This is a genomic window from Streptomyces sp. NPDC048600 (genome assembly GCF_055587025.1).
On sequence record NZ_JBVJGZ010000006.1, the window covers coordinates 111,550 to 133,451 of the forward strand.

The 21,902-nt window shown below is 74.3% G+C and carries 18 protein-coding genes; 8 read left to right on the forward strand and 10 right to left on the reverse strand.

The genetic code is table 11. The features are described 5' to 3' along the window. The first annotated feature begins 87 nt into the window (after positions 1 to 87). The 4 genes from ACZ6SQ_RS10430 (at position 88) to ACZ6SQ_RS10445 (ending at position 7,601) form a co-directional block, all read left to right on the forward strand. Positions 88 to 2,736, forward strand: coding sequence for an alpha/beta fold hydrolase (locus tag ACZ6SQ_RS10430; protein WP_469559009.1), 2,649 nt, complete (start codon positions 88 to 90; stop codon positions 2,734 to 2,736). After that, positions 2,733 to 3,587, forward strand: a complete 855-nt coding sequence (locus ACZ6SQ_RS10435) for an ABC transporter permease (RefSeq protein WP_469559013.1) — start codon at positions 2,733 to 2,735, stop codon at positions 3,585 to 3,587. The genes ACZ6SQ_RS10430 and ACZ6SQ_RS10435 overlap by 4 nt, the downstream gene beginning before the upstream one ends. Positions 3,588 to 3,738: 151 nt before the next feature. Then, complete coding sequence (locus ACZ6SQ_RS10440) at positions 3,739 to 5,295, forward strand: vWA domain-containing protein (protein WP_469559016.1); 1,557 nt, start codon at positions 3,739 to 3,741, stop codon at positions 5,293 to 5,295. Between the two features lie 386 nt (positions 5,296 to 5,681). Continuing rightward, entirely contained in the window at positions 5,682 to 7,601 is a 1,920-nt protein-coding gene (locus ACZ6SQ_RS10445; RefSeq protein ID WP_469559019.1) for an AMP-dependent synthetase/ligase, read from the forward strand. A gap of 79 nt (positions 7,602 to 7,680) precedes the next feature. Here ACZ6SQ_RS10445 and ACZ6SQ_RS10450 read toward each other — a convergent pair whose 3' ends face one another. The 3 genes from ACZ6SQ_RS10450 to ACZ6SQ_RS10460 form a co-directional block, all read right to left on the reverse strand. Next, on the reverse strand, positions 7,681 to 8,076 hold the full coding sequence (locus ACZ6SQ_RS10450) for a rodlin (RefSeq protein WP_386380632.1): 396 nt from the start codon (positions 8,074 to 8,076) through the stop codon (positions 7,681 to 7,683). 239 nt (positions 8,077 to 8,315) lie between these two features. Continuing rightward, on the reverse strand, positions 8,316 to 9,329 hold the full coding sequence (locus ACZ6SQ_RS10455; RefSeq protein WP_469559023.1) for an LCP family protein: 1,014 nt from the start codon (positions 9,327 to 9,329) through the stop codon (positions 8,316 to 8,318). A gap of 107 nt (positions 9,330 to 9,436) precedes the next feature. Next, on the reverse strand, positions 9,437 to 9,835 hold the full coding sequence (locus ACZ6SQ_RS10460) for a rodlin (RefSeq protein ID WP_469559025.1): 399 nt from the start codon (positions 9,833 to 9,835) through the stop codon (positions 9,437 to 9,439). Between the two features lie 292 nt (positions 9,836 to 10,127). Between ACZ6SQ_RS10460 and ACZ6SQ_RS10465 the strand changes: the two genes are divergently transcribed. The 3 genes from ACZ6SQ_RS10465 to ACZ6SQ_RS10475 all read left to right on the forward strand — a co-directional run bounded on the left by ACZ6SQ_RS10465 (position 10,128) and on the right by ACZ6SQ_RS10475 (position 11,995). Then, positions 10,128 to 10,541: a rodlin gene (locus ACZ6SQ_RS10465; RefSeq protein ID WP_469559028.1), complete on the forward strand. Its 414-nt coding sequence runs from the start codon at positions 10,128 to 10,130 to the stop codon at positions 10,539 to 10,541. Positions 10,542 to 10,845: 304 nt separating this feature from the next. Beyond that, entirely contained in the window at positions 10,846 to 11,073 is a 228-nt protein-coding gene (locus ACZ6SQ_RS10470) for a chaplin (RefSeq protein WP_469559030.1), read from the forward strand. 109 nt (positions 11,074 to 11,182) lie between these two features. Continuing rightward, positions 11,183 to 11,995 carry an LPXTG cell wall anchor domain-containing protein gene (locus ACZ6SQ_RS10475; RefSeq protein WP_469559033.1) on the forward strand — a complete coding sequence of 271 codons (813 nt, stop codon included), beginning with the start codon at positions 11,183 to 11,185 and terminating at the stop codon, positions 11,993 to 11,995. Between the two features lie 105 nt (positions 11,996 to 12,100). Here the strand turns inward: ACZ6SQ_RS10475 and ACZ6SQ_RS10480 are convergent, their stop codons facing one another. Next, positions 12,101 to 13,387: a carboxylate--amine ligase gene (locus ACZ6SQ_RS10480; RefSeq protein ID WP_469559036.1), complete on the reverse strand. Its 1,287-nt coding sequence runs from the start codon at positions 13,385 to 13,387 to the stop codon at positions 12,101 to 12,103. Positions 13,388 to 13,519: 132 nt separating this feature from the next. Here ACZ6SQ_RS10480 and ACZ6SQ_RS10485 point away from each other — a divergent pair, with 132 nt between their 5' ends. Next, the gene (locus ACZ6SQ_RS10485) at positions 13,520 to 14,794 is read left to right on the forward strand and encodes a glycoside hydrolase family 26 protein (protein WP_469559039.1); all 1,275 of its coding nucleotides are present in this window, start codon (positions 13,520 to 13,522) and stop codon (positions 14,792 to 14,794) included. A gap of 31 nt (positions 14,795 to 14,825) precedes the next feature. On the opposite strand, the gene ACZ6SQ_RS10490 is transcribed toward ACZ6SQ_RS10485, so the two are convergent. From ACZ6SQ_RS10490 to ACZ6SQ_RS10515, 6 genes are read right to left on the reverse strand one after another with little or no spacing between them, the layout of a single operon-like run. Beyond that, positions 14,826 to 15,935 (reverse strand): GNAT family N-acetyltransferase, encoded by a 1,110-nt coding sequence (locus ACZ6SQ_RS10490; protein WP_469559042.1) that lies wholly within the window; start codon positions 15,933 to 15,935, stop codon positions 14,826 to 14,828. Further along, positions 15,932 to 16,588: a YveK family protein gene (locus ACZ6SQ_RS10495; protein ID WP_469559044.1), complete on the reverse strand. Its 657-nt coding sequence runs from the start codon at positions 16,586 to 16,588 to the stop codon at positions 15,932 to 15,934. Before ACZ6SQ_RS10495 ends, ACZ6SQ_RS10490 begins: the two co-directional genes overlap by 4 nt. Then, positions 16,588 to 17,736: a glycosyltransferase gene (locus ACZ6SQ_RS10500; RefSeq protein ID WP_469559046.1), complete on the reverse strand. Its 1,149-nt coding sequence runs from the start codon at positions 17,734 to 17,736 to the stop codon at positions 16,588 to 16,590. The genes ACZ6SQ_RS10495 and ACZ6SQ_RS10500 overlap by 1 nt, the downstream gene beginning before the upstream one ends. Further along, positions 17,733 to 18,485 (reverse strand): polysaccharide deacetylase family protein, encoded by a 753-nt coding sequence (locus ACZ6SQ_RS10505; protein ID WP_469559050.1) that lies wholly within the window; start codon positions 18,483 to 18,485, stop codon positions 17,733 to 17,735. The genes ACZ6SQ_RS10500 and ACZ6SQ_RS10505 overlap by 4 nt, the downstream gene beginning before the upstream one ends. After that, positions 18,469 to 20,532: a murein biosynthesis integral membrane protein MurJ gene (gene murJ, locus ACZ6SQ_RS10510; RefSeq protein ID WP_469559053.1), complete on the reverse strand. Its 2,064-nt coding sequence runs from the start codon at positions 20,530 to 20,532 to the stop codon at positions 18,469 to 18,471. Before murJ ends, ACZ6SQ_RS10505 begins: the two co-directional genes overlap by 17 nt. Beyond that, positions 20,529 to 21,899 carry an O-antigen ligase family protein gene (locus ACZ6SQ_RS10515; RefSeq protein ID WP_469559056.1) on the reverse strand — a complete coding sequence of 457 codons (1,371 nt, stop codon included), beginning with the start codon at positions 21,897 to 21,899 and terminating at the stop codon, positions 20,529 to 20,531. Before ACZ6SQ_RS10515 ends, murJ begins: the two co-directional genes overlap by 4 nt. Positions 21,900 to 21,902: the final 3 nt, after the last annotated feature.

The following is a 21,902-nucleotide window of genomic DNA, read 5'->3' on the forward strand; positions in this document are numbered from 1 at the left end:
CGACGACCCGGTATACGCCTCAGGGATGCCGGAGAGTTCCGTCTGCGGTCTGCCGAGGCTGTCGGCGGTGCCCCGTACCGTTGACGCATGGATCTTCGACTGCCCGGCCCGCTGCGGCGGCCACGGCGGCTGCCGGCCGCCGCGGCCGCCGTCCTCGTGCTCGCCGGGGCCGGGACATGGACGGTCGCGTCGGCCGACGACGCGCCCTCCGTACGCCGGACCGACCAGGTGATGACCGTGGCCGACGGGGTGCGGATCGACACCTCGTACTTCACGTCCGCGACAGCCGGCCGCCGCCCCGCGGTGCTGCTGGGGCACGGCTTCGGCGGCAGCAAGGACGACGTCCGCGAGCAGGCCGAGGACCTCGCCCGCGACGGGTACGCGGTCCTCACCTGGTCCGCCCGCGGCTTCGGCGCCTCCACCGGCAGGATCGGACTGAACGCCCCGCGGGGCGAGGTCGCCGACGTCTCGAAGCTGATCGACTGGCTGGCCGGCCGCCCCCAGGTCCGGCTGGACGAGCCCGGCGACCCCCGCGTCGGCATCGCGGGCGCCTCCTACGGCGGGGCGATCGCCCTGCTGGCCGCCGGACACGACGACCGGGTGGACGCCCTCGCCCCGGCGATCACCTACTGGAACCTCTCCGACGCCCTTTTCCCCGACGGCGTGTTCAAGAAGCTGTGGGCGGGCGTCTTCGTCACCTCCGGCGGCGGCTGCCGCGCCTTCGAGCCCGGCCTGTGCCGGATGTACGAGCGGGTCGCCGAGTCCGGCACGCCCGACGCCGAGGCCCGCGCGCTGCTGGACGCCCGCTCCCCGTCCGCCGTCGCCGACCGCATCAAGGTCCCCACCCTGCTGGTCCAGGGTCAGTCCGACTCCCTCTTCCCGCTCGGCCAGGCCGACGCCGCGGCCCGCGCGATCCGGGCGAACGGCGCCCCGGTCGACGTCGACTGGATCGCCGGCGGCCACGACGGCGGCGACCTGGAACCGGACCGCGTCCGCGCCCGGGTGACCGCCTGGTTCGACCGCTACCTCAAGGACGAGAAGTCCGCCGACACCGGCCCCGCCTTCCGCGTCACCCGCACCGGCGGCATCGACACCACCGACGGCACCGCCCAGCTGCGCGGCGCGAGCTCCGACACCTACCCGGGCCTGCGCTCCGACCCCCGCGAGATCACCCTGCGCGGCCGGGGGCAGACCTTCGCCAACCCGGCCGGCGCCAGCCCGCCCGCAGTCTCCGCCCTGCCCGGCCTCGGCACCGGCGGCGGCCTCGCCCAGCTGTCCTCCCTCGGCGTCGGCGTCTCCGTCGACTTCCCCGGCCAGCACGCCCGCTTCGACTCGGCACCCCTGACGGCCCCGCTGCGCGTCACCGGCTCGCCGACCGTCACCGTCCACGTCGAGTCCAGCGCCGAGGACGCCGTCCTGTTCGGCAAGGTCTACGACGTCGGCCCGGACAGCACCCGGCAGGTGCTGCCCGCCCAGCTCGTCGCGCCCGTCCGGGTCGAGGGCGCCCGCGAGGGCAAGGACGTCACCCTCACCCTCCCGGTGATCGACCACGAGATCGACAAGGGCCACCGGCTGCGCCTGGTCCTCGCCTCCACCGACCTCGGCTACGCCTCCCCGGCCGCCCCGGCGACCTACCGGGTCTCCGTCACGGGCCCTCTGTCGGTGCCCACCGCCCCGCGCGTGGAGACCGCCGCCGCGCCCCTGCCCGCCTGGGTGTGGTGGCTCCCGGCCGCCGCGGCCGCCGTCGCCGCCGCGCTGCTGCTCGGCGCCCGTCGCCGTACCGCCGCCCCCGCGCCCGACCCGGCCCTGGCCGAGGTGCCCCTCCAGATCACCGACCTGAGCAAGAAGTACGCCAAGGGCGACCGCTACAGCGTCCGCGACCTGTCGTTCCGGGTGGAGAAGGGCCAGGTCCTCGGCCTGCTCGGGCCGAACGGCGCGGGCAAGACCACCACCCTGCGCATGCTGATGGGCCTGATCCGGCCCGACGGCGGCGAGATCCGCGTCTTCGGCCAGGCGATCCGCCCCGGCGCGCCCGTGCTGTCCCGGGTCGGCGCGTTCGTCGAGGGCGCCGGTTTCCTGCCGCATCTGTCCGGCCGGGAGAACCTGGAGCTGTACTGGCGCGCCACCGGCCGCCCGCCCGAGGACGCCCACCTGGAGGAGGCCCTGGAGATCGCCGGGCTCGGCGACGCGCTCGCCCGCGCGGTGCGCACCTACTCCCAGGGCATGCGCCAGCGCCTCGCCATCGCCCAGGCCATGCTCGGCCTGCCCGACCTGCTGATCCTCGACGAACCCACCAACGGACTGGACCCGCCGCAGATCCGCGAGATGCGCGAGGTGATGATCCGCTACGCCGCCGCGGGCCGCACGGTCATCGTCTCCAGCCATCTCCTCGCCGAGGTGGAGCAGTCCTGCACGCACCTCGTCGTGATGGACCGCGGCCGGCTGGTGCAGGCCGGCCCGGTCGGCGAGATCACCGGCAACGGCGACACCCTCCTGGTCGGCACGTCCGAGCCGCTGGAGGAGGTGGTCGTGGACAAGGTGGCCGCGCTGCCCGGGGTCGCCACCGCCACCCGCACCGAGGAGGGCCTGCTGGTCCGGCTGGCCGGCGACAGCGCCGAAGGCACCCCGCAGCGCCTTGTCGCCGAACTGGTCCGGCTGGATGTGCCCGTCACCTCCGTCGGCCCCCACCGCCGCCTGGAGGACGCCTTCCTCACCCTGATCGGAGGTACCGCATGAGCACGCTCACCGAGGCCGCCTCCGGCTACCGGGCGGCCCGCACCCTGCCCCTGCGCGTGGAGCTGGTCCGCCAGCTGCGGCGCCGCCGCACCCTGGTCATGGCCGCGATCCTCGCCGCCCTGCCCTTCGTGCTGGTCGTCGCCTTCGCCATCGGCGGCGAGCCCGGCGCCCGCAACGACCGGGTGACCCTGCTGGACACGGCCACCGCGTCCGGCGCCAACTTCGCCGCGGTCAACCTGTTCGTGTCGGCGGGCTTCCTGCTGGTCATCCCCGTCGCCCTGTTCTGCGGAGACACCGTCGCCTCGGAGGCCGGCTGGTCCTCCCTGCGCTATCTGCTGGCCGCACCCGTGCCCCGGGCACGGCTGCTGTGGTCGAAGCTGATGGTCGGGCTGGGCATGAGTCTCGCCGCGATGATCCTGCTGCCGGTCGTCGCCCTCGCCGTCGGCACGGTCGCCTACGGCTGGGGCCCGCTCGCGATCCCGACCGGCGGTGAGCTGGACGCGGCGACCGCGGCACAGCGGCTCGTGGTGGTCGTGGGCTACCTCTTCGTTTCCCAACTGGTCACCGCCGGGCTCGCGTTCTGGCTGTCGACCAGGACCGACGCCCCGCTCGGCGCGGTCGGCGGCGCGGTCGGCCTGACCATCGTGGGCAATGTGCTGGACGCGGTGACCGCCCTCGGCGAATGGCGCCACTTCCTGCCCGCGCACTGGCAGTTCGCCTGGGCCGACGCCATCCAGCCCCGGATGGAGTGGTCCGGCATGATCCAGGGGACCGCGCTCTCCATAACGTACGCCCTGGTGCTGTTCGCGCTGGCCTTCCGCGGTTTCGCCCGCAAGGACGTGGTGTCCTAGGTCACCGGAAGATCACCCACCGGTCTCGGCGGGCCGCTTTCGTGCCCGCTTCGAGACCCATCCGCAACGCCCCGTCGCGCACGTTCCGCGCCCCCACGACGTCACAGTCACAGACGTACCACGACGTCAACGGACCGAGGGGGCACGGAAGATGAAGCGCTACGGCACACGGACGCGGCGGCGCGCGGGGCGGCTCGGCGGCACGCTGACCGCTCTTGCCGCGACGGGCGGCCTGCTGCTCACCGGATGCAGCGGGAGCGGCTCCGGCAGCAGCCACACCGAGGACAGCTCGATGGACAAGTCCTCCGGCCTCCCCGCCCCGGCCGCACCGCGGCCGACCGGCGACGACGGCGAGCAGGGCCTGCGCGAGGACACCGAGCGGGCCCCCGACCTGCTCTCCACCTTCGCCCTCGACGTGGACACCGCCTCCTACGGCTACACCCGCCGCGTCCTCGCCGAGGGCCGCGCCCCCGAACCCTCGCAGGTGCGCCCGGAGGAGTTCGTCAACAGCTTCCGCCAGGAGTACGAGCGCCCCGACGGCAACGGCTTCTCGGTGTCCGTCGACGGCGCCCGCACCACCGAGGACGACTGGTCGCTGGTCCGGGTCGGCCTCGCCACGCGGCTGCCCGAGGAGAGGGGCGAACGCCCGCCCGCCGCGCTCACCTTCGTCGTCGACGTCTCCGGCTCCATGGCCGAGCCCGGTCGGCTGGACCTCGCGAAGCGATCCCTCGGCGTGATGACCGACCGGCTGCGCGACGACGACTCCGTCGCCCTGGTCACCTTCTCCGACGAGGCCGAGACCGTGCTGCCGATGACCCGGCTCGGCGGCCACCGCGAGGAGATCCACGGCGCCGTCGACCGACTGGAGGTCCTCGGCTCCACCAACCTCGGCGCGGGCGTGGAGAACGGCTACGCCACCGCCGTCGAGGGCCTGCGCGAGGGCGCGACCAACCGGGTCGTGCTGGTCTCCGACGCCCTCGCCAACACCGGCGACACCGACGCGGACTCCATCCTGGAGAAGATCGACTCCTCCCGCCGCGAGTACGGCATCACCCTCTTCGGCGTGGGCGTCGGCAGCGACTACGGCGACGCCCTGATGGAACGCCTCGCCGACCACGGTGACGGGCACACCGTCTATGTCTCCGGCGAGAAGGACGCCCGCGAGGTGTTCTGCGAGCAACTGCCCCGCCATGTCGACCTCACCGCCCGCGACGCCAAGGCCCAGGTCGCCTTCGACCCGGCCACGGTGAAGGAGTTCCGCCTGGTCGGCTACGAGAACCGGGCCGTCGCCGACGAGGACTTCCGCGACGACCGGGTCGACGGGGGAGAGGTCGGCCCCGGCCACACCGTGACCGCGCTGTACGCGGTGCGCACCGCGCCGGGAGCGTCCGGCCACCTCGCCACGGCCACGGTCCGCTGGCTCGACCCCGAGACGCGGACCCCGCACGAGCGCTCCGGGCAGCTGGAGGGGTCGTCCCTGCACGAGTCGGTGCGCAGCGCGGCGCCCCGCTTCCAGGTGACCGTGGCAGCGGCCTACTTCGCCGACGCCCTGCGCCGCTCCGGCGACGCCGAGCGCTATCGTCCGCTGCCCGGTACCCCTGGTCTCGCCCGTCTCGCCGACCAGGCCGAGGAGCTGGCCGACCGCACGGAGGATCCGGCGGTGGGTCAGCTGGCCGCCGCGGTGCGGCAGGCGGATCGGCTGATGTGAGGGGTGCGCCGTCCGGCGGGGGCGGGGGCGGGGCTGTGCTGCGGCTGCGGGCCGGCTGCGGGGCTGCGCAGTTCCCCGCGCCCCTTCTCTCCGGGTGGGTGGTGCGGTGGGTTTTTGGCTGCGGGCCCGTTGGGGTGTTCGCGCAGTTCCCCGCGCCCCTTTGTGGGGGTGGGTTTTCGGCTGCGGGCCGGTGGGGGCTGGTCGCGCAGTTCCCCGCGCTCCTTGGGGCGGTGGTGATTCTGTCGCGCAGTTCGCCGTGCCCCTTGGGGCGGTGGGGATGCGGGTCGGTGAACCCTGTGTGCCTCAGCCATTGACGATTTCTTACGCGTGAGTAAGTTGACCTCGCACCAGGGTCGTTGACCGGCATACGGGCACCGGGAGCCGTCATGGGCGTACGCAGGGATCTGAAGCGGGCCAAGCAGCGCACCGATCTGGCCGCCCGCGCGGCGGTCGAGCTGACCAGGGACGGCACCGGCGCGGTGCGCGAGGCCCGCACCCCGCCCCTGGTCGCCGCGCCGGCCACGGGCAGCGTCGCGGACATCCCGTTCACCAACGCGGCCGAGGCCCCGGACGCCGTGGTCCTGCGCCGCCGCGAGCCGGAAGGCTGGCGCCCGGTCACCGCCGCCGCCTTCGCCCGCGAGGTCACCGAGGTCGCCAAGGGCCTCGTCGCGGCGGGTCTGGAACCCGGCGGCCGGGTCGCGGTGATGTCCCGCACCCGCTACGAGTGGACGGTCCTGGACTTCGCGATCTGGGCGGCGGGCGGGCAGGTCGTCCCCGTCTACCCGACCTCCTCCGCCGAGCAGGTGGAGTGGATCGTCCGCGACTCCGGCACCCGCTTCGTGATCACCGAGACCGCCGGGAACACCGCGACCGTCCGCGAGGGCACCGCCGGGCACCCCGAGCCCCCGCGCACCTGGGAGATCGACGCGGGCGCCCTCGGCGACCTCACCGGCCTCGGCCAGGACGTCGCCGACGAGGAGATCACCAAGCGCCGTACGGCCCTGACCCCGGCCACGGTCGCCACCCTCTGCTACACCTCCGGCACCACGGGCCTGCCCAAGGGCTGCGTCCTCACCCACGCCAATCTGCACGCCGAGGCCGCCAACACCGTCGAGCTGACGCACCCGGTGTTCAAGGAGGTCACCGGCCGGAGCGGCTCGACCCTTCTGTTCTTGCCCCTCGCCCACATCATGGGCCGCAGTCTCCAGATCTCCTGCCTCATGGCCCGCATCGAGATCGGCCACTGCCCCAGCATCAAGCCCGGCGAACTGCGCCCCGCGCTCAAGGAGTTCCGCCCCACCTTCCTGGTCGGCGTGCCCTATCTCTTCGAGAAGATCCACGCCACCGGCCGCGCCACCGCCGAGAAGCTCGGCCGCGCCGCCTCCTTCGACCGCGCCCACCGCGTCGCCGTCCGCTTCGGCGAGGCCTCTCTGGACAGGTTCCTCGGCCGCGGCAGGGGCCCGGGGCCGGGCCTGTACGCCGCGTGGGCCCTGTACGACCTGCTCGTCTACCGCCGTATCCGCAAGGAGCTCGGCGGCCGCGTGCGCTACGCCATCAGCGGCGCCTCCCCGCTGGAACGCGAGCTCAACCTGTTCTTCTACGCTGCCGGCATCCTCATCTACGAGGGCTACGGCCTCACCGAGTCCACCGCCGCGGCCACCCTCGTCCCGCCCCTGGAGCCGCGCCCCGGCACGGTCGGCCGCCCCGTCCCCGGCACCGCCGTACGGATCGGCGAGGACGGGGAGGTCTTCCTCAAGGGCGGCATCGTCCTCGGCTCGTACTGGAACAACCCGAAGGCCACCGAAGAGGCCCTGAACGACAACTGGTTCGGCACCGGGGACCTCGGCGCGCTGGACGAGGCCGGCTATCTCACCATCACCGGCCGCAAGAAGGACCTCATCATCACGAACGGCGGCAAGAACGTCTCCCCGGCCGTCCTGGAGGACCGGCTGCGCAGCCGCGCTCCCGTCGGCCAGTGCGTCGTGGTCGGTGACAACCGGCCCTTCGTCGCCGCGCTGATCACCCTCGACCCGGAGGCCGTCGCCCACTGGCTCGCCGTCCGCGGACTGTCGGCCGACACCCCCCTGGCCGAACTGGCCCGGGACCCGCGGATGCGCGCCGAGGTGCAGCGGGCTGTCGACCACGCCAACAAGGCCGTCTCCCGCGCCGAGTCGATCCGCGCCTTCGCCCTGGTGGAGGGCGAGTTCACCGAGGACAACGGGATGCTCACCCCGTCGATGAAGGTCAAGCGGCAGGCGGTCGTCACGGCCTACGCCGACGCGATCGAGGAGATGTACCGGGGCTGAGCGGCCGCACCGCCCCGGGCATGCGAACGGCGGACCACCGTGGGACCGGTGGCCCGCCGTCGCGGGGGAGCGGGGAGGCTCAGCCGTTGCCCGCGCCGTTGCCCGACAGGGCCGAGATGTCGTCCAGGATGTGCGACAGCGGCTCGTCGCCCTTGGCCTGGGTGGAGTTCTCGACGCACTGCTGGTTCTGCGGGGAGGACAGCACGTTGATGTCCTGGACGGCGATCGGGATCGCGCCGACCAGGGAGCCGACGTTGGCCTTCAGCGGCAGACCGACACAGGGCTTGTTCAGCGAGCCCTGGACCAGCGAGAGCTGCGGGCTCATGTCGCCGAACGTGGCCGAGTTGCCGAACTCCTGCGAGGCGCCGTTGCCGCTGGCGGACTGGGTGCCGTCGCCGTCACCGATCGCCATGGCCGGGGAGGCGGCGCCGACGACGGTGGCGGCGATAGCCGCGGTTGCCCACAGCTTCTTCATGATCTTTCCCTTCGAAAAGCGGACTCCGGTGGGGAGTTGCATGATCGACAACGGCAGGAACGGGGCCGGGGTTGCGGAAACCCCCCCGATCGGCGCAGCGCACTCCGATCATGGGACGAACGCCCCCGGGCGCGCCGCGGCCCGCGCCGCCCGCCCACTTCCCCCACCCACTCCGCCCACCCGCGACGGCCCGCGCGCGAGGGGCCCGGACATGCGCTCGGGCCGCCTTCGGGTACGGCTCAGTCGCAGGCCAGCGCGCTGCCGCGCACGGGCGGGGCGGGCTCGAAGCCGGGCGGGTCCTTGGGCAGGGGATTCTCACCGTCCGCGAGCAGCGGCCGGTCCTCGCGCAGCTTGGTGAACATCTCGGCGGACTTCGTACGGTCCCAGGCCAGCGTCGAACCGACCTTCGGGATCTCCGGGTTGAACCCCGCGACCGGCACCGTGGCGAACTCCGTCGCCGAGGGCGGCACCTTCTGCAGGGCCGCCGCCAGCTCCAGCAGGCCGCCCGCGTCGAGGCCCTGCTCCACCTGCCCCATCAGGGTGCGCGCCAGCGGCTTCATGCGTGCGGGGTCGGCGAGCAGACCGCGCCCCTGGAGGCCACTCAACGCCGCGACCAGGAACCGGTGCTGGCGCTGGATGCGCCCGAGGTCGGCGCTGCCGTCCGTCTTGCGGGCGCGCACGTACTGGAGCGACCGACCGCCGCCGAGCCTGTGCGTGCCGGGCGACAGATCGAGCTCGGTGGCGGGGTCCCGCAGCGTGCGCGCGGTGCACACCTCGACCCCGCCGACCTGCTCGACGGAGTCGATGAACCGCCGGAAGTCCACCTGGAGGTAGCTGTCGACCTCCACGCCGGTCATCGACTCGACGGTGTCGACGGTGAGCAGTGGGCCGCCCTCGGCGTAGGCGGCGTTGATCTTCGCGGGGTGGGCCGGGTACTCCCGGCCGTCCGCGTCGCGGTGCGGGGGGATCTCGGCGAGGGAGTCACGGGGCAGGCTGACGACGCTCACCCGGTCCCGGTCGGCCGAGACATGGACCAGCATCAGCGAGTCCGTGCAGTCGCAGGCGACGCCGCCCGCGTAGAACTCGCGCTGCTCCTCGGCGGTCGTGGTGTCCCGGGTGTCGGTGCCCATCAGGAGGATGTTCATGGCGCGCGGCGCCTGTCGGTCGGGGAGCACAGCGGCGCCGAGCAGGCCCGCGGTGGTGGCCAGGGCAAGGCTTGGCACGGCGAGCCGCAGGGTCTTATTGATCGTCACGCGACGCAAGGTAAGCCAACGGGCCGCCGAGAATTCGGCGGCCCGCTGGGCGGGGCTGCGGAATACAGCCCCAGGGCTCACAGGGTGAGCCCGAGTGGCGCGAAGGGTCAGTGGTTGCCCGCGCCGTTGCCGGCGAGCACCGAGATGTCGTCCAGGATGTGCGACAGCGGCTCGTCGCCCTTGGCCTGGGTGGAGTTCTCGACGCACTGCTGGTTCTGCGGGGAGGACAGCACGTTGACGTCCTGGACCGCGATCGGCACGAGGCCGAGCAGGGAGCCGACGTTCGCCTTGGCGGGCAGGCCGATGCAGGGCTTGTTGAGCGAGCCCTGGATGAGCGCCATCTGCGGGCTCATGTTGCCGTACGTGGCCGAGTTGCCGAACGACTGCGAGGCGCCGTTGCCGCTGGCGGAGTGGGTGCCGTCGTCGTTGCCGATCGCCATGGCCGGCGAGGCGGCACCGGCAACGGAGGCGGCGACCGCGGCGACGGCCAGAACCTTCTTGATCACTTGCTAAGTCCCTTCTGGAGAAACCCCGTCCACCGGAGCCTCCTGACCAACTCCTCCCGGCGTGCTTGGTTGCCCCTATTCACTCGAACGGCCCACGCGGGTGGAGGTGCGCCAGGGGCATTCGGGGCGCATTCCATGAATGTCCGTCCGCCGGACGATCCTTCCGGGTGAATGCCCGCAACCAATCCCGTGTCCCGGGGTTGATGCGGGAGCAGGCACCCGCTTGACGGGTCAGCAGAACCCGCGGGGCGGGACACGAAACCCGCGTGGTGGGTCAGGAAAGGAAAGCGAAATGCTGAAGAAGGCAATGGCCGCTGCGGCGGTCGCCGCGTCCGTCGTGGGCGTGGCGGCGGCGGCCGCCCCCCAGGCGCTTGCCATCGGTAACGACGACGGTACGAAGTCCGCCAGCGGCAACGGCGCCCACTCCGCGTTCGGCAACTCGGTGACCAAGGGCGACATGAGCCCGCAGGCCACTCTGGTGCAGGGCTCCGTCAACAAGCTCTGCGCCGGTCTTCCGGCCAAGGCCAACGTCGGCCCGCTGCTCGGTGTGCTGGTGCCGGTCGCCGTCCAGGACATCAATGTCCTCGCCGCCCCGCAGAACCAGCAGTGCGCCGAGAACTCCACCCAGGCCAAGGGCGACGAGGCGCTGTCGCACATCCTCAGCGACATCTCGGCGCTGTCCGGCAACGGTGTGCAGAACGGCTGATCTGCCGTCAGGGACCGCCCGGAACGGGGTGTTTCACACACCCGTTCCGGGCGGTCCTGTCCGCGTCAAACGTATTACCCGCTGAATTTCCTCCGCTCAGGCGAAGCGTTTCCTCATCTGCTCTCACCCGGCGTCAATTCTGTGAGGACGGACGAGTGAATTCCCCCGCGACTCGCGTTCGTCAGTTTCCTCTTCCGTCTATCCCTCGTTCTACAACCTGCCGGTCATGGTGCGGGCCCACTCCAGTCGAGCCCGCTCGGCTTCGGCCGTCAAAGAGGCATGACCGCAGAAGAAGGGAAAGTCCATGAAGAAGACCGCTGCCCTCGTCGCGGGCGCGATCCTGGCCCTCGGCGGCGCCGCTCCGGCCTTCGCCGACTCGGACGCCACCGGCGTCGCTGTCGGCTCCCCGGGTGTCCTGTCGGGCAACGTCGTCCAGATCCCGGTGCACATCCCGATCAACGTCTGCGGTAACTCCGTGAACGTGCTCAGCCTGCTCAACCCGACGCTCGGCAACGTCTGCGTCAACGACTGACGTCGTTCGACTGCACACCGCGCGGCCGCGCCCAGGCCGACCCCGGAGCGATCCTCAACACCGTTCCGGGGCCGGCCTTTCTCATCCCATCGAGCAGGAAGAAACGAGCGTGCGTCAGACCCTGAGCAAGGGAATGGTCGCGGCCGCCGCCGCGACGAGCATTCTGGCCCTGTGCGGCAGCCCCGCCCTCGCGGACTACGTGTCCGGCGGGACCGCCTCCGCCTCGCCCGGCACGACGTCGGGCACCCACCGGACCGCCTCGGACGACTCCGGCCACGGCGAGGACCCGTCCGGCTCCGCCGTGCCCGGCCTGTGCGACGAGGCCTTCGACGCGCTCGCCATGGGCGCCGGCCCCTTCGGACAGCGCTGCGACGGCGACAAGAGCGGCTACGGCGACAACGGCGACGAGAACTCCTCCGACGCCGGCTACGGCGACGAGGACTCCGACGGCGGCTACGGCGACACCCCGTCCTCCCCGCCGCAGACGACGTCCCCGCCGCACACGAAGCCCCCGCACACGCACCCCCCGCACACGAAGCCTCCGCACACGAAGCCTCCGCACACGCACCCCCCGCACACGAAGCCTCCGCACACGACGCACCCGCCGACGACTTCACCGCCTCCCACGAAGCCGCCGCACACGAAGCCCCCGCACACCAAGCCGCCGCACACGAAGCCCCCGCACACGAAGCCCCCGCACACCACGCACCCGCCGACGACCCACCCGCCGCACACCACGCAGCCCCCGACCCAGCCGCCCCACACGGGTGGCACCAAGCCTCCCGGCCACCCCGGCGGCCCGCACATGCCCGACACCGGCAGCGGCGAGGCCCTGATCGCCGCCTCGGGAGTCAGCGCCGCACTGATCGCGGCCGGAGCCCTGCTCTTCCGCCGCGGCCGCAGGACCGGGTCCCACCGCTGAGCGCCGAGCGCTGAGCCACGGCGGCCCCGGCCGGCCGCACCGCGCCCCGGGTGACGTCCCTCGCGCCGTCACCCGGGGCGCCCGTGCGCACAGAGCCCGTGTGGCTCAGCGGCTGTTGGCCCACTCGTCGTCAACCGGCCGGCCCGCGTCCGGGCCGTTCCCGACCGGCGCTCCGCCCTGGCGGACCACCCGGGGCGCCCCGGCCGGCGGCTCCTGCCGTGGCGCCGGCAGCCGGTCCAGCAGCCGGCCCGCCACATGCCGCGACCACAGCGCGCGCAGCGCCCGGCCCGGCGCCCGGTCGTCCGCGGCGTGCCAGGCCAGCTCACGGCCCGCGGGCGCCGGCCGCAGGGCGGTGAGCGGGGCGTAGTTCTCCACGACGAACTCCCGACCCGGCCGCGGCCGCCCCTCCGGCAGCGGACGGTGGGTCAGGTCCAGATGCAGCGCGCGGACGACGTCCAGACCGGCGCCGTCGGCGAAGAGCCGGAACTGGGCGCCGGGGCGCGGGTTGAAGTCCAGCAGGTGGTAGTCGCCGGTGCCGCCGAGCCGGAAGTCCAGGTCGAGGACGCCGCGGTAGCCCAGCCCCGCGGTCAGGTGCTCGGCGAGCGCCCGCACCCGCGGGTTGGGGGTCCAGGTGCCGACGGCGGTCAGCCCCGCCGCGCGCGGCCAGGAGCGCAGCTTGCGGCCGGACCCGCCCCCGTGCACCGAGCCGCCGCGGTCGGCGTAGCCGTGGAAGAACCAGTCGCGGTTCTCGCCCGGCGGCAGGAACTCCTGGAGCAGCAGCGCGCTGCCCGCCTCCGTGCCGCGCGCGTGCAGTTCCCGCGCCTCGCGGGTGGACCGCACCAGGACCGTGCTGCGCAGTCCGCTGCCGGGCGGCAGCAGCCACGGCCGGCTCCACTTCGCGACCACCGGCAGGCCCAGCCGCCACGCGGCCGAGGCGGCCTCCGCCGGGCTGTCCGGGAGCAGCGTCCGCGGATGCGGTACGTCCAGCGCCGCGCACACCGAGGCCAGCTCCGCCTTGTCGGCGACGTGCTCCGGCGAGGTACGGGAGGGGCCGGGCAGCAGATAGGAGGAGGCCAGCTCGCCGCGCAGCCGGCCCGCCGCGACCGCGCCCGCGTCGTCCATCGGCACCAGCACGGCCGGGCGCGCGATCCGGGCCGCCACCTTGCGCAGTACCTCCGTGATCACGGCGTCGGACGCGCCGGGCGGCGGCGGGGCGTGCAGCCCGCGCAGAAAGCGCGAGGCACGCACCGGGCTCTGCGCGCAGTCGGCGACCACATGGACCTCCACGCCCGCCCGGCCCAGGGAACGGACCGCCCCGAGCGTCCCGTGGTGGAAGGGATTGCGGTCGATCCGCAGCAGCACCGCGGGAACGCGGACATCGAACAGGGGCACGGACGGATTTCCTTACGTCGGATCACCCGGGTGGGCGAGCGGGGCACACGGACGCCGTAACGGCGCTGGCGGGGAGCACATTCATATGACTGAGTGTCAGTACTGAGCGCGAGAGAGAAGAAGGGAGCAGGCATGGCCCCACAGCAACGTCGGTCCCGGTCCCGGCGCCTGGCGCTGGTCGCGGCGACGGTCGCGGCATCGGCCGTCCTGGCGTCCGGTCCAGGTTTCGCCGCGGGAATCGGAGTGGTGGCCGTCGGCGACCCTCCCGCTCCCGCGGCGTCCCCCGCGCTCGCGGCGGGCGACCCGGCCCAGGTACAGGCCCCGGCGGCCGCCGCCCAGGCCGCGCAGACCCCGGCCCCGGCCGCGGCGGAGCAGCGGCCCGCCTTCGGCGCCTACCTCGACTACGGCGCGCGCGGTGTGGCCCGGATCGCGGAGTTCAGCTCCTGGCTGGGCGGCGCCGACGTACGGGTCGGCCACACCTACCTGCCCGGCGACCGCTGGAGCAACATCGAGGGGCTGCCCGGCTTCCTGGACGTGTGGGCCGACTGGCGCACGGCACGCGAGGACCGGATGTTCGTCCTCAATGTGCCCATGCTGGAGCGCAACGAGGAGGGCCTGTCGGACGCCGAGGTGCGCCGGCTGCTGCGGGAGGGCGCGTCCGGGGCGTTCGACCGTCACTTCCGCACCCTGGCCGAACGGCTGGTGGCGCTGCGGGTGCCGGACACGGTGATCGTGCTCGGCTGGGAGATGAACGGCATCACGTACACCCACCGCTGCGGGCCGGACCCGGCGGCCTGGAAGACGTACTGGAACCGGATCGTCACCGCCATGCGGTCCGTGCCCGGCCAGCGGTTCAAGTTCGACTTCACGCCGAGTCGTGGGCGCGACGCGGTGCCGTGGACGCAGTGCTATCCCGGTGACGCCACCGTCGACATCATCGGGATGGACGCGTACGACCAGCCGGAGGGCATGTCGTTCGACCAGCAGGTGAAGGAGCCGTACGGGCTCCAGGCCCATGTGGACTTCGCGAAGGCCCACGGGAAGGCCATCTCCTTCCCCGAGTGGGGACTGTTCCGCAACGGCGACAACGCCGAGTACATGCGCCGCATGCTCGCCTGGATGGACGAGCACAAACCGCTGTACAACACGGTGACGGACTACTGTCCGCACGGCGTGTGGCAGTGCGGGCGCAACCCCGGGGCCTCGGCGGTCTACCGCGAGATGCTGTCGGCCCGCCCCCAGGAGCCGACGCCCACGCCGACCCCGACGGTGCCCACTCCGACACCGACCACACCCCCCACCCAGCCTCCGGCGAACTGCTCGCCGGTGGAGCTGGGCGACTGGGTCGAGAACTGGCTCGGCGGGAAGCTGTGCCTCAAGTTCGACTGGTGGTCGCGGCTGCGCTGACCGCGCACGCGCCGGGTGGCGGCGGGCTCTCTCAGGATCCGCCGCCACCGTCGTGCTCCCTCCGGCGCAGCAGTTCCTTGGCCCGCTGCCGGGCCGCGACCTCGGCGAGGGCGGCACCGAGCAGCGGGGCGGTGCGCCTGCGGGCCAGCAGCAGCCGCTGGTTGACGACCGGTTCGGGACGCCAGTGGTGTTTGTACGGCTCGTTCCCGCGCAGCAGGCTCAGCGTGCCGTGGCCGCCGCCGCGGGTGTGCTCGGCGCAGGCGTCCAGGAGCATCACCGCCACGTCCGCCTTGCGCTCGCGCAGCCGGGGGTGGGCGCCGTAGAGATAGCCGCCGGCCAGGCGCGGCGACATCAGCGTCAGATCGACCGCGACCACGTCGTCGTCCAGCCGGAACTCGGTGACCACCGCGTCGCCGGAGCGCACCATCGGGCCGACCGAGCGTGCCAGATGCTCCCCGAACCGGGGCCGCAGATGCTCGCCGGTCACTTTGCGGCCCTGCCACTGGAGCCGGTGCAGTTCCAGCAGCCGGCGCAGCGCGTCGTCCACGCCGTCGGGGCGCACGACGGAGCGGTGCACGCCGAGCGCGCGCAGTTTGCGCAGCTTGGCGCGCACCCGCTGCTGCGCCTTGGCGGAGGGCAGCCGCGCGACCAGCTCGTCCATGGGCAGCGCGGGCAGCTCCAGGCACACGGAGTCGCTCACCCGGTGGCGCGGGCCGTCCCAGCGGTCGAAGACCCGCTCGGCGGCGGCGCCCGGCCGGACCTCGCGGAAGTCGATCAGCGCACTGCGGGCGGCCGCCGCGAGCCCCTCGGTGAGCGCCGCGACCGCGCCCTCGGCGTGCGCGTCGTCCAGCAGGACGTCCGCGTAGTCGGAGATCGCCCCGCCGAGCGGCACCAGCGCGGGCAGCGGACGTCGTACGGCCATCAGCGGCGCGGCGGCCACCGGTTCGCCCCCCGGCGCGCGCACCAGGAGCAGCCGCAGCCGCCCGCGCCGGCCGTACGACAGCCACCACGAGTGCAGCCAGGGATGGCTCTGGAACGGTGTCGCGGCGGCGCAACGGCGGTACAGGCGGCTCCAGTCGGCGGCCAGGGCGGCGAATCCGGCGTCGGTGGTGACCAGTTCGGAGGTGTACGACGCCTTCACAGGGCGCCGCGGGTGTCGGCGGCGACGGCCGGGGCGGGCAGGGAGGCCGTGGGTTCCGCGGCGCGCGCGGAGCGCCGGGGCCGGACCAGCAGGACCATGCCGCCCAGCAGTCCGCCCGCGCTCGCGCCGACCAGGCCGGTCAGCGCCGGGGACGCGGAGGACGGCTCGACGGGCTTGACGGCGCGGGCGAACTGCTGGAGCTCGACGTTGGTGGCGTCCGAGCTGTCGGCCGCGTGCCGGGTCAGCGCGCGGGAGACGGCGTTGGCCATGTCGGCGGCCAGGTCGGGCCGCGAGGAGGTGGCGGAGACCGCGACCATCGGGGCGTCCGGGGACGTCGCGGTCGTCACGGCGGACCGCAGCGTCGCCGCCGGCACGCCCGCCCACACCTGGGCGTCGCCGAGCACCGCCACCTGGGTGGCGACCCGGCCGTACGCCTGGGCGAAGCCGAGCGCGGCCGCCGGGTCGGCCTTGTCGGCGGGGACGGCGACGACATACGCGGTCGCGGTGTACGACGGCGTCCTCAGCGCGCCGTACGCGCCGCCCAGCACACCCCCGGCCAGCACGCCGGCCGCGATCACCGTCCACGGCGGCAGGGACCTGGCGCGGGCCAGCGGGCGGGGCGCGCGGTGCTGGGCGGTGGGGTTGTCGGTCATCAGGAGCTCACTTCCTGGGCTGAGGGGGACGACGAGGGGGCGACCGCCGCCGCGTACACGTCCATGAGCCGGGCGGCGCTGCGGGTGATGCTGTAGTGCCGGGCCGCGTCGGGGGCGGTGCGCGGCGCGGGGACGGCCGCCCGGACCTCGCCGACCGCGCGCGCGAACTCCTCGGCGCCGCCCGTGACACGGCGGGCGGCACCGGCCGCGCCCGGCGGCAGGTCCTCGACGGCGGGGCAGGAGGCGTAGAGCACGGGCAGGCCCGCGGCCAAGGCCTCCACCACGGCCAGCCCGAACGCCTCCTCGGGGGACGGCGAGGCCAGCACGTCCATCGCGGAGGTCAGGGAGGGCAGATCGGGGCCCGGCGAGCCGTCCGGCACGTAGGGGCGCTCTCCGGTGAACAGCACCCGGTCGGCGACCCCGGCCTCGTGCGCGGTGCGCCGCAGGACGTTCTCCTCGGGGCCGCCGCCGACCAGCAGCAGCCAGTGGTCGCCGGGCAGCAGGGCCAGCGCGCGGACCAGCACGTCGAAGTGCTTGCCGGCGGTGAGACGGCCGACACCGCCGACGACGTAGGCGCCCTCGGGCAGGCCGAGGCGCTGGCGGGTGCGGTGGCGCAGGAGCGGGTCGAAACGGAAGCGGCTCAGGTCGATGCCGTTGGGGACGACCTCGATCCGGGGCGCCGGCACGCCCCAGCGGCGCAGCCGGTCCGCGACCGTCGGTGAGACGGCGACGGTGGAGCGGCCCAGGCGTTCGGTGGCCAGATACAGGCCGCGCACACCCCGGGTGAGCCGACGGCCCTCCATCTGGGAGTCGCCCAGCGAGTGCTCGGTGGCGACGATCGCCCGCACCCCGGCCAGCCGCGCGGCCAGCCGCCCGTAGACGCAGGCCCGGTACAGGTGGGTGTGGACCAGGTCGTAGCCGCCGGTGCGGATGAGCCGGGCCAGCCGGGGCAGGGCCGCCAGGTCGCGGTTCCCGGCCATGCCGAGGTCGGTGACCCGGACCCCGTCGGCGGTCAGCCCGTCGGCGACCGCGCCGGGGTTGGTGAGCGTCACCACGTCGCAGTCGACCGGCAGATGCCGCAGCAGCAGCCGCAGTTGCTGCTCCGCGCCGCCCACCCCGAGCCCGGTGATCACATGCAGCGCCTTCATCGCGGACCTCCCACGGGCCGTCGGCGCAGCCCGTGCAGCCGGAGCTTGAGATACAGGCGTACGGCGGTGTCGCGCTGCCCGATGTGCACCCGGGGCAGGGCGAGCGGGCCGGTCAGCGGGCCCGGGTCGATGGCACAGGCGTAGTCGTAGCCCGCGACCGCGACGGCGTCGACGACCCTGCGGTCGACGGTGCCGTACGGGTAGCAGAACCCGGCGACCGGAGCACCCGTCAGCTCCGTGAGCAGTGCTCGGCTCTCCCCGAGCTCGGCGGCCAGCACCTTGTCGTCCGCCTCGGTCAGGTCGACATGGGTGAGGCCGTGCGAGCCGATCTCCACGCCCTCGGCGGCCGCGTGCAGGATGCCGTCGGCGGTGAGCAGGGGCTTGCGGGGGCCCAGCGGGTCCCAGGCGTTGTCGCCGCCGAGCCGGCCGGGCAGCACGAACAGGGTGGCGTTGCAGCCGTGGCGGCGCAGCACAGGCAGGGCGGCGTCGACGAAGTCGGCGTACCCGTCGTCGAAGGTCAGTCCGACCAGCCCGTGCGCCCGGCCGCGGGCACGGGCGGCCAGCAGTTCGGCCATCCCGACACCGGTCAGACCGCGTCTGCGCAGCCAGGCCAGCTGTCCGTCGAGCCGTTCGGGGGTGACGGTGATGCGGTAGGGGTCGTCGGTGCAGTCGGCCACCGAGTGGTACATGGCCACCCAGGGGGCCGACGTCCTCGACGGTGATCTGCCGGTGTCAACGGTTACGGCCATAGGGGCGCCTTAGGGTCGCGGGACGTACGGATCGGAGTGCCGGTGCGCTGCCCTGGGCGCCCAGCGCCCAGCCCAGCAGGACGAAGACGACGGTGACGGTGGTGCCGCCCGCGGCCAGGCCGGGCAGCGCCCCCTCGAAGCGGCTCGCGGCGAACGCCCCGGCGGCGCCCGCGGCCAGCGCCGCCAGCACCGGACGGCTCAGCTCGCCCAGCACCGGGCGGAGCCGGACGGGGACGCCCCGGCCGCGCGTGCCGGCCAGCATCAGCGCGGCGGTGACGGTGATCCCGGCGGCGTTGGCGGCGGCGATGCCGAGCACCCCCCAGGGGCCGACGGCGAGGACGCCGGTCCAGGTGGTGGCGAGGATGCCGAGGGCCATCGCGCCGACCGGGTACCAGCTGGCGCGGGCCGCGGAGAAGTAGGAGCGGGCCAGGACCCCGACCAGGGTCTGCCCGAGCAGCCCGAGCGCGTACACCCGCATGACACCGGCGGTGGCATCGGTGTCGTGTGCGGTGAACGCGCCGCGCTGGAAGAGCAGTTCGATCATCTGCGGAGCGCACGCGACCACCGCCGCCGTGCCCAGCAGCACCATGCACGCGGCCAGCGCCAGGTCCCGTTCCACCCGGCCGCGGGCGCGCTCGGTGTCGCCGTCGGCCAGGGCGCGGGCGACCACCGGGAAGGTGACCGTGCACAGCATCAGCGACAGCACCATCGGCATCTGCGCCACCTTCTGGGCGTAGTTGAGATGCGAGATGGCGCCGGAGGGCAGGAGCGAGGCGAGGAACCGCTCGACGAGGATCTGGGACTGACGGCACAGGGCGAACAGCAGCACGGTGGCGACCAGGGCGATCCCCACCCTGCGTTCCCGTTCCCGTTCCCGCTCCCGGCCCGGCTCGCGCGGTGTGGTGCGGCGCAACTGCCGGAGCAGCGACGGGAGTTGGACGAGGAACATCAGACAGCCGCCCACCGCCACACCGGCCGCCGCCGAGCGCACCCCCCAGCGCCCGCCCAGGACGAACATGCCGGTGATGATGCCGGTGTTGTACGCGACGTAGATCGCCGCCGGGGCGAGGAAGCGGCGGTGCGCCCGCAGGACGGCGCTGCAGTACCCGGCGAGACCGAAGCTGACCACGCAGGTCGCGGTGAGCCGGGTGCAGTCGACGGCGAGACCGGGGTCGGGCAGACCGGGGGCCATGGCCTCGACCAGCCACGGCGCGATCAGCATCAGCAGTCCGCCGGCCGCGACCAGGGCCAGGGCCAGCCGGGGCAGGGTGGCCGCCACCAGCGCCCGCACCGGGTCCCCGCCGCCTCCCCGGGCGCGCCGCGCCAGGGCCACGCTGAACGCGGGGATCAGCGCGAACGCGAGGCCGTCCTCGATCAGCAGGGTCGCCGCGAACTCCGGCACGGTCCAGGCGACCAGGAACGCGTCCGTGCCGCTCCCCGCCCCGAACAGCCTCGCCAGGGCCTGGTCGCGCACCAGGCCGAGCACCGCCCCGGCCATCGACAGGGACGCGGTGACCAGCGCGGCACGGGCGAGGAACCGGCTGGTGGGGTGGGGGAGTCCGGCGGGGTCGCCGGGGCGCGGGGGGTGGCCGGCGGGAGGAACTGGAGGAAGGTGCCCGGTGGAGCGGTGGGTGCGGGCGGTGGGCGGGGCCGGGGTGCGCGGGTGTGGAGAGCCCTGAGTACGCGGGTGTGGAGAGGCCTGGGCGTTCCGGCCCGCGGAGGGGTGCCCGGCCGGTGTCGTGGGGGCGTCCGGGGTGTGCAGATCTCCGGTGGTGTGCCCGGTCGGGGCGGCGGGGCGGGGCGCGGGCCGGGCCGCGGAGAGCGGTTGTCCGGTCGGTACGGCAGCCTCGTCCGAGGCCGGCTGTCCGGTCCGTACGGCAGCCTCGTCCGCGGCGTACAGTCGGCCGGTCCCGCGTGCGGTGGGGGCGGTGGGGCCCGCCGGGGCGGGGGGATACCCGGGCTCCTCCCCGGCCCGCTCACCGGGACGGGCCGGCGGCAGGCCCGCCGTGTCCTCGGCCCAGGGCGGCCGTGAGGGCGTCACGGTCATCGCGCCGCGACCTCCTCGGCGGACGCCGGACCGCCGGGCGCCGCGACCCCCTGCGCGCGGGCCGGGCCGCCGGGCGCCGCGTCCGCCCCGCTCGCCAGCGCCCACCACGCCGCGAGCCCGAAGGACACGGCCGTCAGCACGGTCGAGGGGCCGCCGATGTCGGCGTAGAAGAAGTCGGTCAGCTGCCAGGTCAGCAGGCCGCAGGAGACCAGGGCGCAGTCGAGGCCGGTGCCCGTGCGGTGGGCCCGGGGCAGCCGGCGCAGGGCGCACACCAGCAGGGCCAGCCAGCTCCCGGCGAGCGCGAGCAGTCCGATCAGCCCCTGCTCGGCGAGGACCAGCAGATACATGTTGTGCGGGGACAGCAGCGGCTGCCTGCGGAAGGCGGCCCCCGCGCCCTCGGTGTCGCTGCCCGAGGACAGGGCGAGCGAGGCGTGCGCGTCGCGGTGCTCGGGGAAGCCCTTGAGGCCGACACCCGTCAGCGGCCGCTCGCGCCACATCCCGGTAGCCGCCGCCCACAGGCTGTACCGGTCGGTGACCGACTGGTCGGGCGCGTCGGTGACCTGGGTGATGCTGGCGATGCGCTCCTGGAGCATGGCCGTGCCGAACCCGAGGCCGCCGACCAGCAGCACACCGGCGGCCAGGGCGGCCGCGGCCACCTTCAGCGCCCTCCGCAGCCCGGCCAGGCACAGCTGCACCACGCAGGTCACGGCCGTGGCGATCCAGGCGCCCCGGCTGAACGACAGCGCGAGCGGCACCAGCAGCGCGAGGGCGCAGGCCAGGGCGATGGCGCGCTGCCTGAACGGGCCGCGTCCTAGGGCGAGTCCGACCGCGCAGACCAGGCCGAACGACACCACGGTCGCCATGCCCATCACGTCCTGCGCGCCGAAGGTGCCCACCGCCCGCAGCGTTCGGCCCTGGTAGGAGGCGCCGGTGCCGGTGACGTACTGATGGACGCCGACCGCGCCCTCCCAGCCGGCCAGGGCCACGAACGCCCAGGCCAGCAGCCGGAAGTCGGCCCGGTCCCGGACCAGCAGCAGCACCGCCGCCGGGACCAGCACGAACACCTGGAGATAGCGGCCGAGTCCGGCCAGCCCGGCCGCCGGCGAGGACGCGCCGACCGCGGCCAGCGTCAGCCCCACCACCGGCAGGGCCAGCACGATCGCCGCCGTCCGGCTCAGCGGACGGCGCCGCTGCCGCAGCAGGCGGACCGCGCAGAAGCCGACGACCAGCGCGGACAACGCGTCGGCGGGGCCCGCGCCGCCCTCTCCGCCGGTGGTGAGCGGCAGGCCGAGCAGGGCGACCACGGCCACCACCGGCCACACCGGCGACGGTGTCCGGCGGGGTGTCGGCGGCAGGGCGAGGCTCATCGG